Source organism: Arthrobacter sp. OV608 (genome assembly GCA_900110595.1).
Taxonomy (GTDB): Bacteria; Actinomycetota; Actinomycetes; order Actinomycetales; family Micrococcaceae; genus Arthrobacter.
Genome location: FOEZ01000003.1, coordinates 340,123 through 354,716 on the forward strand (window position 1 = coordinate 340,123; position 14,594 = coordinate 354,716).

Below are 14,594 nucleotides of genomic sequence, written 5' to 3' on the forward strand. Positions count from 1 at the left end.
TTTCAATCGTTGTAGCAGCAGCGTGCCCAGCGGCTCTGGTTTCGCTCCCCGCCCGCGCCCTAACCTCGCAAGCTCGGCCAGGGAACCCTGCGGGCGTGGGCCCAAGCTCAACCACCGACGGAGGCCACCTCAACCTGTACCCCCGCGTCACGGAACTTCTGCACCTGGGCGGGGTCGGCGCCGTCGTCCGTCACCAGGGTCCAGGGGAGTGCCAGCCGTGCCCACGCGTGGAAGGGCCGGAGCCCGAGCTTGGACGAGTCCGCCAGGACGTACACGTCCCTGCCGCGGCGGGCCATAAGTTCCTTGAGGCGGGTTTGGGCGTGGTCGGCTTCGCAGATTCCGTCCTCTGCGGTGACGGCGTCGGCGCCGAGGAACACCCGGTCGAAGCTCATCCGCTCGAGTGCCGCTTCGGCCAGCGGCCCCACAAAGCTCTGCGAAACGCTGCGCAGCCGGCCGCCCAGGCAGTCCACCTCGACGCCCTCGGACTCAGCGAACTCCTGCAGGGTGTTGATGCCAGGGGTAGTCACGGACAGCTTCTCGAACCCCCGCAGTTCGTGGGCCAGGGCACCCACGGTGGAGCCGGCGTCGAGCAGGACGTTCTCCCCGGGCCGGATCACGGACGCTGCCCAGCGGGCGATGGCGTGCTTCTGCTCAAATGCTTCGCCGGTGCGCTGCCGCAGGGACGCCTCCGGGTGCGCGCCCAGGGCCATGGCGCCGCCGTAGGTGCGGGCCAGCCGGCCCTGCCCGTTCAACAGCGCCAGGTCGCGCCGGATGGTGGATGCGGTCACCTCGAACCGGGCCGAGAGTTCCTCCACGGAGGCCAGGCCGGTGGTCACGGCAAGGTGGTAAATCTCCTCGCGCCGCGCGTTTGCGCTCAGCATTCCCGGTCTCCTTCCCGTGGGCATGGCGGTGGCAGTGGTAACCATGCTAGTTCCGGCTTGGGGTTTCAACAGGTTCAACCACAGGGCCGGGACGGCAACGGCCGGTCAGCAATATTACGCTGACCGGCCGTTTGTCTCATGCGGAGTGCTCAGAGCGTCTCTTCGCGTGCCGGCGCCAGGTCTACTGCCTGCCGCAGTGCCTCAAGGAGCGACTCGTGGTCGGCGATGTTCTTGCCGGCGATGTCGAAGGCGGTGCCGTGGTCCACGGACGTGCGCACCACGGGCAGGCCCACGGTGATGTTCACGCCGTTCTCCAGGCCCAGGACCTTCACCGGGCCGTGGCCCTGGTCGTGGTACTGGGCCACCACCAGGTCGAAGTCGCCGCGGCCGGCGAGGAAGAACAGGGTGTCGGCCGGGAGCGGGCCGAAGGCGTTGATGCCGTCCGCCTGGGCCTTCTCGATGCCCGGCTGGATCTTCTCGGCTTCTTCGCCATAGCCGAACAGTCCGTTTTCGCCCGCGTGCGGGTTGATGGCGCACACCGCGATCTTCGGGTTTTCGATGCCGGAAGCCTGCAGCAGCTCGTGTCCGCGCTTGATGGTCCGGTACACCAGGTCACCGTTGATCTTGGCGATCGCATCGATGAGGCCGATGTGGGTGGTCACATGGATGACGCGCATCTTCGGGGCGGTCAGCATCATGGACACTTCCTCGGTGCCGGTCAGTTCGGCGAGGAGTTCGGTGTGGCCCGGGTACTTGTGGCCGGCGGCGTGCAGTGCGGCCTTGTTCAGCGGGCCGGTGCAGATTGCATCCACCTTCTTGTCCATGGCCAGCTGAACGGCCTTCTCGATGAACAGGTAGGAGCCGTGGCCGGCTGCGGCGGAGAGTTCGCCCCACGCCAGGTCCTCCGGGATGCAGTCGATGTCCAGCACGTCGATGGTGCCCTCGTCGAACAGGGCCTCCGACGGTTCGGCGACCTTGCGCAGGGTCAGCGGGCTGGCGACGATGTCCGCGGCAAGCTGCAGCCGGCGGAGATCGCCGATGACGAGCATGCGGGCCTTTGACCGCAGTTCGTTGTCAGCCAGGGCCTTGACGATGATCTCCGGACCGATGCCGGCCGCATCGCCCATGGTGATGGCAACAATCGGGCGTCCCATTATTTGATACTCATTTCAGTCGTTGTGGCAGTAAGGAATTTTTTGGTCCGGGCCAGCGTACCGGCGTCCCCGAAAGCGCCGGCCTTGGTGACCAGCAGGGGGAGTGGCTCGGGCAGCAGGCTCATGACGACGCCGGGTTCAACCTCCCCGACGACCGTGAAGCTGCCGGCGCCGAGGGCCTTCAGGACTGCAGTGGCCGTTTCGCCGCCCGTGAGGACGAGGGCGTCGCAGTGTCCGATCCCGGCAGCGGTGGCGCGGGCCAGGGCCTCTGCCACCACCAGTGCCTGGGACTTGTCCACGATGCCCATCGGATCCGGCGTCAGCACCACATCCGTGCGGGCCATCGCCTGGGCAACGAGGCGGGGGACCGCCGTATCGTCCAGCGCGGCGTGGTCCAGCGTGATGTGTTCCGCGCCGGCCTCCACGAGTGCCTGGGTTTGCTGCCGGGCAAGGCCGGAGTAGCTGCCGATCACCGTTAGTGTGCGGCTTATGTGCCGTGCCTGCGCATTCCGCGCAGCCGTTTCGCACTCACGCGCGGCAATGTGCCCCGCCAGTCCGCCGGAGCCCACGAGGAGCGTCGGGAAGTCGAGCAGTTCCGCCGCCGCCGCGATGGTTTTCAGGTCGTCATCGGAAGCAGCGTCCAGTACGACGGCGTCAGTCCCGCGTTCCTGCATCTCGCGGAGGTGCCGCGCCAGTTCCTCGGGGTTGGGTCCGGCCGCGCCGGTTGCCTCGACGGTTAACCCACCGGCAGCCAGTGCCGCGGCGACATCACCGCCGAAGTTTCCTTCCGAGTTCCGAACGCCGTTGACGTGGACCACGCCGCCCTGGGTGGTTCTTCCCGTGCCCGGGAAGGCGGGAGCTACAACGGCCAGGCCAATGCCCCGACCACCGGTCAGCTGCGCCAGTGTTGCCGCGACTTCCACACCCACATTGCCCCGCAGCAGGGAGTCGATCTTCTTGAAGACCTGGCGCTGCTCCCCAAGGGCCCGCCGTGCCGCCGTCGTGACGGCTGCGGCGGCTTCCGCCGGAGCCAGGTAACGGCTCTCGGTATTGATTGAAAGGATCTCAGCGTCGGGCCAGGCTGACTCGACGTCGAGGATGACGCAACTGCTGTGCGTGGGACCGTAGGCGGCGGCCGCATCGGCCGCCCCCGTCAGGTCATCGGCGATGATTGCCCACCGCGTGGCTGCGTTGGTGTTCATACTGCGTGTGAAACCTCTTTTGATGCTGCGGCTTCCTTGTTCTTGAGGCGCTTGGCGTACCAGGCAACCACAAGGGGGCAGCCGATGGCCGTGACCACCACGGAGGCGGCAACCAGCACGGTGGCAGGTCCGGCGGCGGGAGCGTAGGCGGGGTTGGCTGCGGCTACCAGCATGGGAACCGTGGCGGCGTTGCCCGCGGTGGTGGCCGCTGCCAGGCCGGCAATGCCGGAGCCTCCCGTCAGCTTGTCAGCGAAGAAGAGGACAGCTCCGCCGGCGATCAGCACGAACAGGCCAAGTGCGACACCCAGGAGCCCTGCGTTGACGACCTGCCCCAGGTTCAGGCCGAAGCCCAATGCGAGGGCGAAGAACGGAATCAGGACCGGGGCCGCGGAGGAGAGGAACTTGCGCATGGCCGGGTCGAGCGCGCCAAGGATGGCTCCGAGGAGCAGGGGGATGATGGCACCCACGAGGGCCTGCCACGGGAAGGCCGAGAGGCCGGCGACGCCGAGGGTCACCATGGTCAGGAAGGGACCCGATTCCAGCGTCATGACGGAGTAGGCTGCGACGTCCTTGGGCTTGCCGTACTGGCCCATGAGGGCCATGTACATGCCGCCGTTGGTGTCATTCAGGGCGGCCAGGATGGCCAGGACCGACAGGCCGCTGAGGATTCCGCCGTCGATGGGAAGTTCACCCATGAACCGGCCGGCGATGACGCCGATGATGACGGCGAACAGGACCTTGCTGCCGAACAGGACGCCGCCCTTTTTCAGGATGTACGGGGTGGCCTTGATGTCGATGCTGGCACCCATGCAGACGTAGAACACGGCGAGGATGGTGGTGCCGCCGGTGAACAGCGCGCCGGTGAATGAGCCGAAGAATTTGGCGGAGTCCGGTGCGAAGGTACCCAGAATGGCACCGATGAGCAGGGGGATCAGCATCATGCCGCCGGGGACTTTTTCCATGGTGGCCTTGATGGGGACAGACATGTTGCAACCTCATTGTTGTTGGGGGAGAGGGGTCGAGCGCTCGGCTCGAAGCATGATTAAGATCATAAACAGTGATGCGCGTTTAGCGCAACCCCCAATGCGCAAAACGCGCAGTGACTGGATTGGAAGCCGGGCGGAAGCTTGCCGGCGGGTGCTCTTCCGGTGCTTCATGGGGCCGCATTTCGTCCGCAATCAACGGGTGTTGACGGTGCAGGTCGGCGAGCGTAGAACGACGAATAGGGGCAGTCTTCGGCCGGAAATCCGCCCGGAATCAGTCAAGGCGCCGAGCCAAGCCCAGGAGGAAATCATGGTCAAGTCCTCAGAAACGGTCATTCTTGCCCGGAAACCGCAGGAGGTGTTCCGGTTCGTCGCGGACCTCCGGAATGAACCCAAGTGGCACACGGACGTTGACTCCGTGCCTCAAGGGACGGACCCTGTTCCGGTGGTGGGCAAGACGTATCCGCTCAAGTTCAAGCCGTTTATGGGAACCACTGACGGGACCTTGACTGCGGTTGACGTTCAGCAGGATGCGCGCGTGGTGTACCGGGGCGAGTTCGGGGGACTCCAGCCAACCATTTCCTACAGCATCGAGCCTGCCGGGGAAGGGACCAGGTTTACGCGATCCGTTGAGTTGCACCCCTCCGGACTAAAGATGCTGATGGCGCCGGTGATGGCTTTTATGGTGCCACGCAACAACAAAGAGGTTGTCGGGAACCTCAAACGGCAGCTCGACGCCTGAAATTCGAGGACCCCCTGGATAGTTTCATCGCTGCTCCCGATACCCGCACTGCGGCCTACACTGAGCGTTAGCTCACCGCAGTCAAAAGCCCCAGGCCATACCCGGGGTTAGCTCGGCGATGCGGAAAGACGGTTCGCTCATCGTCTGACTTCGCCATGTGGAGCAACTCGGCGGCTTCCGTGATCAGGGCGTCAGTGCTCTCGTGCGTGCGCACCTCAAGCCGCCGTGATTTTGCATGAGGCATGGGAGCCTCCACATACAAGTGACGGTACGTGTACGGTTGCTGCTGCTCGGACGGTCCCCTAGTCCCGGAAGTTCAAGGCGTCGAACTGCTCCTGCCAGAGGGACTTTTCCTGGTTCACGTACTGCCTGTACGACGCGGTCCATTTGGGCCAGATATCTGATGCGCCGTGGGTTTCGGCTGTGGGCCGGCCTGGAGCCTGGGCAATGATCCGCGGGGCTGGCACCTGGGGCATGTTCGGCCTCTGCCGGACGGGCGGGCGCGACGGCGCGTTCAGTCGGTTTATTGGCCCGGAAAGCAGTGGTTTCAGGTCCATCAGCCAGAGGACGATCTTGGATACCGTCCAGATAATGCCAAACAGGACCATGGCAACGAAAAGGAAAGCAATCCAGAGTAGGAGCCCTATGAACACCATGACCCATTTTACCTTGTGGGCCCTGATTTTGGAGTCCGGATTCAGGTTTCGACAGGCTCAACCACCGGGTTTCGCTCCCCACCTGCCCCCTAACCTCGCAAGTCCATGCCGGCTCCCTGCCCTCGCAAGCTCGGGCCGGGGCCCTCGCCGCCCTGGCTCCACGGCCAGGGCTCCCGCGGGCGTGGGCCCGGCTCAACCACTGGGCTACAGCTCGAGCGTGAACACCCACAGCAGCACGTCCTCGCCAGGCACGTACCAGTCCCGCTCCGGTGCGCGCCGGAAGCCGAACGACTCATACAGCCCGTGGGCGCGCTCCATAAACGTGGCACTGGTGATGCTGATGGCCTCGATGCCGGGCAGTTGCCGGGCGTGCTCCACCACCTTGCCCACCACTGCACGGCCCAGGCCATTGCCCTGGGAGGCCGGGTCCACGGCCAGCATCCGGAATTCCAGCTCACCGTCCCGGGCGATCTCGCTGTACGGCTCGCCGGCAAACGTCAGCGTCACCGCGGCAACCACGCGCCCGGCGGCTTCCGCCACCCACACCTGCGCATGCTCGGCCCGGTGCTCCACATCTTCCAGCACGCTCATGTACGGATGGTCCGTCGCGAAGTGACCAGCCGCCAGGTACGCCTCGCGCGTGATGCGCCGGACGTCCGGAAAGTCCGACGGCGCCGCCCGCCTGAATTCGATGCTCACCGCACACCCACGGGAGCGGCCGTCCGCTCGACATAGTCGCCCAGCCGTGCCAGTTCCGGCTGCGACGAGGGATCGCCCACGGCGTCGCCACCCACCGCGTTCGCCACAGCCAGTGCCCGTGTATAGTCCAGTCCCTGCTGCAGCGCCAGGACCAGGGCTGCGCAGAACGCATCCCCGGCGCCGATGGTGTTGGCTACCGCCACTGACACCGAGGGAGCCTCGGCCACCTTCCGCCCGTGCTCAAACAAGGCCGAGCCGTCGCCGCCGTACGTCACCGCCACCAGCTTCGCCGACGCAAGCGCCGGGATCAGGGCGTACTCGCTTTCGTTCACGATCACCAGGTCGCAACGCTCCAGCAGCTCGGCGGGCAGGTCCATGGCAGGCGCGGCGTTCAGGACAAAATATCCAGACGAACGGCGCGCGGCTTCCAGCACCACCGGCAGGCCGACCTCCAGCTGGCACAGCACGGCCTCGTCCGGGCCGAACTCGACGCCGTCCAGCGACAGGTGGGAGTTGGCGCCCGGGCACACCACGATCTGGTTCTCGCCGTCGCGGTCCACCACAATGAGGGCCGTCCCCGTGGGCTGGGGCAGGACGGCCACGTCGGCTGTGTCGACGCCGGCGTTCGCCAGGGCGTCCAGCATCAGGCGTCCGTGTGCATCGCTGCCCACGGCGCCGACCATGCGTGCGCTGCCGCCCAGCCGGGCGGCAGCTGCGGCCTGGTTGGCCCCCTTGCCGCCGGGCTGCTCGGACAGGACGGCATCGCCGATGGTTTCGCCAGCAGTGGGGAGCCGCTGGGCGGTGGCGATCAGGTCCAGGTTAATGCTGCCCACAACGGTGAGGGCAGGAAGTTGGTTGCTCATGAGATTCCTTACGGGGGAGGAGCCGGAAGCGGCCGGATTAGGAAATAGTGTACGGCACTGTTGTACTTGTCCGTCATACATGGTTGTATAACAACTCACATCCACATGGCAGTAAGTCCAAAACAAAGGAGTTTGATGTGAACACCCCAACCCCCGCGGCAGCCGCGCCTCCCGCGCAAGCCGCGGACGCCGCCGTCGTCCATGAAACGAATGCCCCCAAGTTTCAGGGCCGTCGCGCCGCCCTGCTGATCTCCACGCTCCTGCTCGGCGTGCTGTCCTTCCAGCTCAACGCCAGCATGGTCACCCCTGCGCTGCCGCAGATCGCCGCCGAGTTCGGCCAGGGAGCGGACAGCGCCGCCCCCGTGCAGTCCATGTTCTTTCTTGCCGGCGCTATCGCCGGGCCCGTGATCGGCCGGTGGAGCGACTTCATCGGCCGCCGCGCCGCGCTGCTCCTGGTCCTCGGCATCATGGGTGCCGGGACCGTCCTCTGCATCACCGCCCCCACCCTGCCGCTGCTGGTCACCGGCCGGTTCCTGCAGGGCGTCTCCAGCGCTGTCTTCGCGCTCGCCTACATCGTGCTCAGCGAAAACCTCCAGGCCAAGGTCTTCGGCACCTCTGTGGGCATCATCGCCGCCATCAACGGCGGAATCGGCGGCGTGGACGGCTACGTGGGCGGGCTGATGGCCGAGACGCTCGGCTTCCGGTCCATCTTCGGCGTGGTCCTGGTCCTCACGGCCATCGCGGCCGCCTGCATCATCAAGATGGTGCCGAAGGGCCGTCCCGCCGGCGTCCGCGGCGCCATGGACTGGTGGGGCGCCGGCTCCCTCTCCCTGTTCCTGGTGTTCATCACCTACTTCGTCTCCGGCGGTTCGGCAGCAGGCTGGACCGCGCCTTCCACCCTGGCCCTGCTGGCCGGCACCATCGCGTCCTTCGCCGCCTTCTGGCTGATCGAGAAGCGCCGCAGCAACCCGCTGATCGCTGTCCACCATCTGCGCTCCCGCCAGGTGTGGCCGGTCATCGCCACCACCGTCCTCACGCTCGCCGGCATCTTCGCCATCATCAACTTCACCGTGGTGCTGCTGAGCCAGGATCACGACGGCGGCTTCGGGCTGAGTGCCTCAGTCTCGGCGCTGCTGTTCCTCACCCCGGCCGCGCTCATCGGCGTCTTCGCCGCGCCGCTGGCCGGCTGGCTGGCCGACCGCCGCGGCTGGATCAAGACCCTCCGGTTTGGCACGGGGCTCAGCCTCGCGTGCGCCATCGCCGCCGCCACGTTCTCCACCAACCAGACGGCGGTTCTGATCGCCGTCGCAGCCCTCGGCATTTTCTACAACGGACTGTTCCTCACCGCCATCAACGGCCTCTCGGTGCTGCTCTCGCCCAAGGAAGCCCCGGCCGCCCTGCCGGGCATCAACGGTGCGTCCTTCGGCATCGGGGCGAGCCTCGGCGTCGTCCTCGTTGCGCCCTTCGCCGCCCAAGCCACGGCCGCCGGGTACGCCACCGCCCTCTGGATCTCGGTGGCCATTACCGCCGCCGCGTTCATCGTCAGCCTCTTCGTCGCCGCCCCCAAGGGCGAGACCGTCTAACCCGATTCAACCGAAAGAGAACCACCATCATGACCGCCACCTCCCCGATCTACCTGGACTGCGACACCGGAATCGACGACGCCCTCGCCCTGGCCTACCTGCTGGCCGCCCCCGCCGCCGACGTGGTGGGCATCGGGACCGTCAGCGGCAACGTCAGTGCCGCCGTCGGCGCCCGCAACACCCTGGACCTGCTCCAGCTCGCCGGCCACGCCCACATCCCCGTGGCCCTCGGCGCGCACGATCCCCTCGCCGGCTCGTTCGGCGGCGGGGCGCCGTGGGTGCACGGCGGGAACGGGATCGGCGAGGTGGCGCTGACGACGGCGGCTGCTTCCGTTGCGGAGGAGTCCGCGGCGGAGATGCTGGTCCGGTTGGCCCGTACGTACCCGGGCTCTTTGAAAGTGGTGGCCATTGGCCCGCTGACCAACATCGCCGAGGCCCTCCGGCTGGAGCCTTCCTTGCCGTCCCTGGTGGAGTCGGTCACCGTGATGGGCGGTGCTGCCCTGGCTCCCGGCAACATCACGGCAGTGGCCGAAGCCAACATCCACAATGACCCCGAGGCCGCCGCCCTGGTGCTGGCCGCCGACTGGGACATCACCCTGGTGCCGCTGGACGTGACCATGGCTTCTGTCCTGGAGGAATCGCACCGGCAGGAACTGCTGGCGTCTTCTTCACCGGTGGCGCAGGCGCTGGGGGAGATGCTGGGCTACTACTTCCGGTTCTATGAAGGCATCTACGGCCGGCCCTGCTCTGCTATGCATGACCCGCTGGCGGCGGCGCTCGCGGTAGGCGGGGCTCAGGCGGCGGTGGCACCCGTGGTGCGGGCCGCCGTCGACACCTCCGACGGGCCGGGCCGCGGGCAGACCATCTGCGACATGCGCGGCCTGTACGCCGGCTACCCGGAGGTGCGTGGCGCGCGCTGCCGCGTGGTGCTCTCGCTCGAGGAGGACTTCGCCCCGCACCTGGTGAAGACACTGTTGAGCTACTTCCCGGCGGGGAGCGAAACCACGACGGCGGCACTCGCCTCCGCAGGATCGTCCACCTAAAGCGTCTCGGGGACCGGGCGGCCGGGGAAGAGCGTGGCGTATTGCTTCCGGTACAGCCTGCGCCCAAAGAGACGGTAGGCAATGCGGACCGGCGGGGGAATTTCCTTGAACATTTCCCTCCGGTCCGCGGGCGGATTCGTGGCCAGCACCATTCCGAGGTATCCCACCAGGAACTTCTTGTCGAGTTGGTCGATGCCGTGCTGCGCGGCGGTCTTCATTTCCTTCTCGGTCAGCACCCTGTCCACCACCGGCATCACCTCGGTGACTTCGCGCCGCAGGTGGATGTTGAGGACGGCCTTCAGGTCTTCGTAGCGTGCAGCGAGTTCTGAACCGGTTTCGGCGTCTGCCGTCTGCATCCAGCGCAGGCGGAGCGGCTCGATGGCCTCGAGGCGTTGGGCGACCTGCCGGTGCTGCTCGAGCATCTGCGCTACGTGGAGCGCGCAGGCTGGTGCCCGCTCCTTCATCGGCGGGTACATGAGGAGGTCCTCGCCTTCGTGATGGATATGGAGCACCTTGTCGAAGTTCCCGAGCACGTCGCCCACATAGGCTGCGCGGGCAGTGTCTCCGGCTGCGGCGGAGCGCACCAGTCCGGGCGCCTCCTCATAGGCCCACAGGAAAAAGCGGTGAATGCGTCGCATGCCGGCGGTCCCGCCGCACAGGATGGGTCCGGCTGGCAGCGGAGCTGCGGTCTCGCCGGGCTGCATGGTGAAGAAGTCGGTCATTGGTGGGCCCCTTTGCGCTCGTGATGGCAGACCGGGCCCTCTCCCCGCCAGCATCGTAGCCGCTGCCCGCAATGGGGCACAATGGGCTCCGGATTGCTGGGGGCGTAAGTACATTTCACCGCCCGGTACAGGGATTTAGTCACTGCCAGGAATTGGGTATAGGGGATTGATTGCGCACCTTTTCGCACCCGGCCTACGCTTTGCATACCTGGCATGTGGCGGTGGTTGTTTCTGGGCCGGCCATCGCTTTGCCAGTTCGATGCATAAGTCCCCAGTAGAAACAGCGATCAAAATGAATGCTCCGTCCGCTGGCTTCGCAAACCCCGTGCCTTGGGGTCTGAGACGATCTTCAGCCTTGTCAGGCGGAGGGTTGACGTTCCGGCGTAGATGCCTGGCCATAGCCTCCTCCCTTTGTCTGCTGGTTGGGTTCGCCATCATGGCACCCACAACGGCAAATGCGGCAACAATCACCTCGGTGGCCACCATGGACACCTACACTCAGCGGGACAGGCCGGCGACGAACTTCGGGACCAGCGCCCGCTTGTCTACCGAGGGCCGCGCGGGCATCTGGCGGCACACTTTCCTGCGGTTCAATGTTCAGGTTCCTGCCGGCCAGCACGTTGTTTCTGCCAAACTGCGCGCTTATTCGGAGGCGTCTGCGACGTCCACCCAGTTCGTGGATGTTTCCACCACATCCGGGGGCTGGACCGAACGGGGACTCACCTGGAATAACGCACCTGCGGCCGGGACATGGCTGGGGAGAGCCGGAGGCTTCCGCACGGGCTCCTGGGTTGAATGGGATGTGACCCGGGGCGTCAGCGCAAATGGAGGCGAACAGAACTTCAAGCTGGAAAGCGGAGCGCAGAAGTGGATCGGGTTCAAATCAAAGGAATCCCCTAGTTCCACCCTCCGGCCCCGGCTGGTGGTGACCACCGCGCCGGACGCGGGTTCCTCCACCGAGGCCGCGGTGCTCCATGGCTGGGGCGCCCCTGTTTCCGGCGACGAGTTCAATTACGCAGGTGCCCCGGACGCCACGAAGTGGAACGTCTACAACAGCCTCGGGCACGGAGGCAACGGTATCCGGAGTCCGCAGCAGGCTGCCGTGAACGGTTCCACGATGGTCATCACCGGGACACCGGACGGAACTACCGCCGGCATGTCCGCCAAGTTCGCACGCCAGAAGTATGGGCGGTGGGAGATCCGTGCGGCGGGGTCCGGTGACAACGAATACCGTTTGGTGTCCCTTCTGTGGCCGGACAGTGGAAACTGGCCATGTGAAGGCGAAATCGACTACGCGGAAACCACCGGTGACTGGAACCTGATCAAGTTCTTCCACCACTATGGATGCACGAACTCGCAGACGTCAGGGTCCATGGTCCTGGACATTTCCCAGTTCCACAACTACGCGGTTGACTGGTCGCCGAGTGGAATGGTCGGCTACATCGACGGCGTGAAGTGGTTTGAGGACACCGACCCCGCGCACCAGCCTCCGGCGTCAATGCACCAGACACTGCAACTGGACTGGTTCCCGCACGGGACTCCCGACGGCCCCGGCGAGATGCGGGTGGACTGGGTCCGTGTGTATGCGGCTGGACGCTAGGTGCAGTTCGGCCGCCGAAAAACCCCCGACCAAAAGACCCGGACGCCGGTGTCCGTCAGGACTGGAGGGACTGCATCACGGAAAGGTGCCCGGCCCGTGCGGCCACCAGGCATTTGGCCAGGTAAAAGGGCCGGTTGCCATACCTGACGTACTGGGTGAGGACCAGCACAGGATCGGACGGGCGGAGGTCCAGCAGCTTGGCGCGGCTGGGCCCCACCTGGCTCAGGCTGATCTGGCACTCGCCCGGACCGGGAAGCCGGCCCAGCTGTTTGTTGAGGGAGGCAAGCAAAGTACTGCCGCCGTCGTCCTCTATGTCCAAAGGCGCGGCAGGGCCGGTGCCGAGGCTGACCGGCTGGGCGGAAATGTTTTCCTGCAGGTGGGCGATGGCCTCGCCGTCGCGGATCAGGACGGATTCCCAGAGCCAGCAGTCGGTGCCCGGCTCGACGCCGACGCCCGGCGCGGCGAACTCGGACGCGGGCTGGCGCACCACCTGGACGCGCTTGACCTCGAGCTGTTGTCCGGCAGTGCCGAGGACTTCCTCGAAGGGGCGGATGCGTTCGATGCCGATGCGGGGGAGGGTGTCCGAGACGAAACGGCCGACGCCGCGCCTCGCCCTGATGAGCCCGTCCTCCTCCAGCAGCATGAGGGCTTCGCGGACCACTGTGCGGCTGACTTTCATGTCCGCGCCGAGTTCGGTTTCGGTGGGGATCATGGAGCCGGGCGTGAGGAGGCCGTTGCGGATGGCTTCGGCGATCCGGGAGTACACCGCCACGCGGAGGGGGGAGCCGGGCTGGGCGGCCACCGGCTGGGACAGGAACCGGGCGGCGTCCTGGTGCACGTTATGCCTCGCTTCGTGGGTCTGGGATTTCCAGCCTACCGGTGTGACGGGTTTGTTGGACAACAGGACACCGAAGGATCCAGTCGCCGGTCAGCCGCCTGAATCCGATGGAGTCACGCAGCGCCCGCCACGGCTGACGCCAACTGCAAGGAACCCACCGCGAAGGCGGCCGCGACCGCTATGCCCGTGACGACGGTGTTGTAGTAGCTCCTTCCTGCGGGCCGAAGTGAGGCCCAACTGTAGGCGGCGCTCATGAAGCAGCCGTTGAGGCTGTCGAGCAGCATCATGCCGGCGGCAAAAAGAACCGGCAGCACCAGGCCCGCGTAGGGGGCGGTCAACAGCAGTCCTCCTGCCGTAACGCAAAGGAAGGCGACCTCCAGGGCTGAGTCCAGCCCCAGTCCAAAAAGCATTCCCACCAGGAACATTCCGCCGGGCCTGTCCACCACCCAGGACGTTCGGGACAGCAGCATGCTTACCGGCGTTCCGACAGCGGGAAATGTTCCCTCGCCATGGCTTGCCCGGGGAGGGGCCTGCCTTCTGAAGGCGCCAAGCAGCGCTTTGAGATTGGCGAGGCCGATGACGTAGAGGAACAGGCCTGCCACCAGCGCCCCTGCCGGCCCAAACGCCTGGGGGACGGCCCCCTCCAGGGATGGAGCGGCGGCAAAGCTGTGGATTCCCAGCGTTATCAGTCCGGACAACACAAAGACCAACGAGCAGTGGCCCAGGGAGAACCAGTATCCGACAGATGCGGCGGGGCGGCCCTGTTGAATCAGGGTGCGCGTCACCCCGTCGATCGCGGCGATGTGGTCGGCATCGAAAGCGTGGCGGAGTCCCAACAGGTATGCCGTCAGCCCAAGCCCGGCCAAAGTGAACCCTGGTCCGGACTTTGGGGGCGGAGCGAGCAGTAGGACGCCGCCCCATCCAAGGACGTGCAGAAACACAATGAACGCCGTGGCCATTCCGCCTGGGAAGAGCCAGCCCGGTGCTTTTACGGTGGCTGATACCGCGCGCCGCATCCGAAGCCGGTGAGCGACGGCTTGCGCCTGCACGCCGGAGCCCTTTATCGGGGCGGGGTCAGGTTGTAGCGCGAAATGATGTCGGGCAGCCAAGGTGCCTCGGCGAACTGGAGCCCGAAATCGGCAGCAAGTTTTTCGATGAGCCCGGGATCCGGCGGGCCGGCCTCGAGGTGATCGGCGAGGCCCCAGAAAAAGTGTTCAAAACCCGCAGGGCTGATGATCTCGATCATGCGGGCGGGTACTTTGCCGGCATTCCACATGGTGTGCAGTTCATTCCTGGGTTTGGTGATGTATCCGCCTGCACCCAGAACGGCCTGCCGCTCACCGGACCGGAATCCGATTTCCCCTTCGAGGACGATGGAGTATTCATCCTCACGCGTGTGGATGTGGGGAGGCACCAAAGCCCCCACGGGGAAGGGATGCTCCACGATGGATAGCTGTTCATGGGTGTCGGCGCCGAAGAGTTTAAATACGACGCCGATGGTTCCCAGCGGTGCTTCGCGTCCCTGCCCCGGCTCCACGACAGTCAGCCGTGGAGCCTCATCTTGTTCCATGACGGATCCCTTTCACAATTGGTGGGCGCCAGTTTCGATATACACTGGTGTATATCGA

15 protein-coding genes are annotated in these 14,594 nt (G+C 66.0%); 4 read left to right on the forward strand and 11 right to left on the reverse strand.

Annotated elements, in window-relative coordinates; translation table 11 throughout:
• Positions 1-107 precede the first annotated feature (107 nt).
• From BMX78_RS06345 to BMX78_RS06360, 4 genes are all read right to left on the reverse strand, one after another.
• Positions 108-881 (reverse strand): DeoR/GlpR family DNA-binding transcription regulator, encoded by a 774-nt coding sequence (locus tag BMX78_RS06345; RefSeq protein WP_091417806.1) that lies wholly within the window; start codon positions 879-881, stop codon positions 108-110.
• A 149-nt stretch (positions 882-1,030) separates the two neighbouring features.
• Positions 1,031-2,035, reverse strand: a complete 1,005-nt coding sequence (gene pdxA, locus BMX78_RS06350) for a 4-hydroxythreonine-4-phosphate dehydrogenase PdxA (RefSeq protein WP_091417809.1) — start codon at positions 2,033-2,035, stop codon at positions 1,031-1,033.
• A complete protein-coding gene (locus BMX78_RS06355; RefSeq protein WP_091417812.1) occupies positions 2,035-3,237 on the reverse strand; it encodes a four-carbon acid sugar kinase family protein in 1,203 nt (400 codons plus the stop codon). The genes pdxA and BMX78_RS06355 overlap by 1 nt, the downstream gene beginning before the upstream one ends.
• A complete protein-coding gene (locus tag BMX78_RS06360) occupies positions 3,234-4,223 on the reverse strand; it encodes a 2-keto-3-deoxygluconate permease (protein WP_091417814.1) in 990 nt (329 codons plus the stop codon). The genes BMX78_RS06355 and BMX78_RS06360 overlap by 4 nt, the downstream gene beginning before the upstream one ends.
• A gap of 307 nt (positions 4,224-4,530) precedes the next feature.
• On the opposite strand from BMX78_RS06360, the gene BMX78_RS23025 reads away from it, so the two are divergent.
• The gene (locus BMX78_RS23025) at positions 4,531-4,962 is read left to right on the forward strand and encodes an SRPBCC family protein (protein ID WP_170850708.1); all 432 of its coding nucleotides are present in this window, start codon (positions 4,531-4,533) and stop codon (positions 4,960-4,962) included.
• 302 nt (positions 4,963-5,264) lie between these two features.
• On the opposite strand, the gene BMX78_RS23030 is transcribed toward BMX78_RS23025, so the two are convergent.
• The 3 genes from BMX78_RS23030 to BMX78_RS06380 all read right to left on the reverse strand — a co-directional run bounded on the left by BMX78_RS23030 (position 5,265) and on the right by BMX78_RS06380 (position 7,180).
• Entirely contained in the window at positions 5,265-5,438 is a 174-nt protein-coding gene (locus BMX78_RS23030; protein WP_170850709.1) for a hypothetical protein, read from the reverse strand.
• A 384-nt stretch (positions 5,439-5,822) separates the two neighbouring features.
• A complete protein-coding gene (locus tag BMX78_RS06375; protein WP_091417820.1) occupies positions 5,823-6,317 on the reverse strand; it encodes a GNAT family N-acetyltransferase in 495 nt (164 codons plus the stop codon).
• A complete protein-coding gene (locus tag BMX78_RS06380) occupies positions 6,314-7,180 on the reverse strand; it encodes a ribokinase (RefSeq protein WP_091417823.1) in 867 nt (288 codons plus the stop codon). The genes BMX78_RS06375 and BMX78_RS06380 overlap by 4 nt, the downstream gene beginning before the upstream one ends.
• Before the next feature lie 137 nt (positions 7,181-7,317).
• Between BMX78_RS06380 and BMX78_RS06385 the strand changes: the two genes are divergently transcribed.
• Entirely contained in the window at positions 7,318-8,763 is a 1,446-nt protein-coding gene (locus BMX78_RS06385) for an MFS transporter (protein ID WP_091417826.1), read from the forward strand.
• A gap of 29 nt (positions 8,764-8,792) precedes the next feature.
• Positions 8,793-9,806, forward strand: a complete 1,014-nt coding sequence (locus tag BMX78_RS06390) for a nucleoside hydrolase (protein WP_091417829.1) — start codon at positions 8,793-8,795, stop codon at positions 9,804-9,806.
• Here BMX78_RS06390 and BMX78_RS06395 read toward each other — a convergent pair.
• Positions 9,803-10,528: a hemerythrin domain-containing protein gene (locus tag BMX78_RS06395; protein WP_091417832.1), complete on the reverse strand. Its 726-nt coding sequence runs from the start codon at positions 10,526-10,528 to the stop codon at positions 9,803-9,805. The genes BMX78_RS06390 and BMX78_RS06395 overlap by 4 nt on opposite strands.
• 436 nt (positions 10,529-10,964) lie before the next feature.
• On the opposite strand from BMX78_RS06395, the gene BMX78_RS06400 reads away from it, so the two are divergent.
• Positions 10,965-12,128, forward strand: a complete 1,164-nt coding sequence (locus BMX78_RS06400) for a CBM96 family carbohydrate-binding protein (RefSeq protein ID WP_091417835.1) — start codon at positions 10,965-10,967, stop codon at positions 12,126-12,128.
• 55 nt (positions 12,129-12,183) lie between these two features.
• Here BMX78_RS06400 and BMX78_RS06405 read toward each other — a convergent pair whose 3' ends face one another.
• From BMX78_RS06405 to BMX78_RS06415, 3 genes are all read right to left on the reverse strand, one after another.
• The gene (locus BMX78_RS06405) at positions 12,184-12,966 is read right to left on the reverse strand and encodes a GntR family transcriptional regulator (protein ID WP_091417838.1); all 783 of its coding nucleotides are present in this window, start codon (positions 12,964-12,966) and stop codon (positions 12,184-12,186) included.
• A 113-nt stretch (positions 12,967-13,079) separates the two neighbouring features.
• Positions 13,080-13,925 (reverse strand): HoxN/HupN/NixA family nickel/cobalt transporter, encoded by an 846-nt coding sequence (locus BMX78_RS06410; RefSeq protein WP_170850710.1) that lies wholly within the window; start codon positions 13,923-13,925, stop codon positions 13,080-13,082.
• Between the two features lie 101 nt (positions 13,926-14,026).
• On the reverse strand, positions 14,027-14,536 hold the full coding sequence (locus tag BMX78_RS06415; protein ID WP_091417842.1) for a cupin domain-containing protein: 510 nt from the start codon (positions 14,534-14,536) through the stop codon (positions 14,027-14,029).
• Between the last annotated feature and the right edge of the window lie 58 nt (positions 14,537-14,594).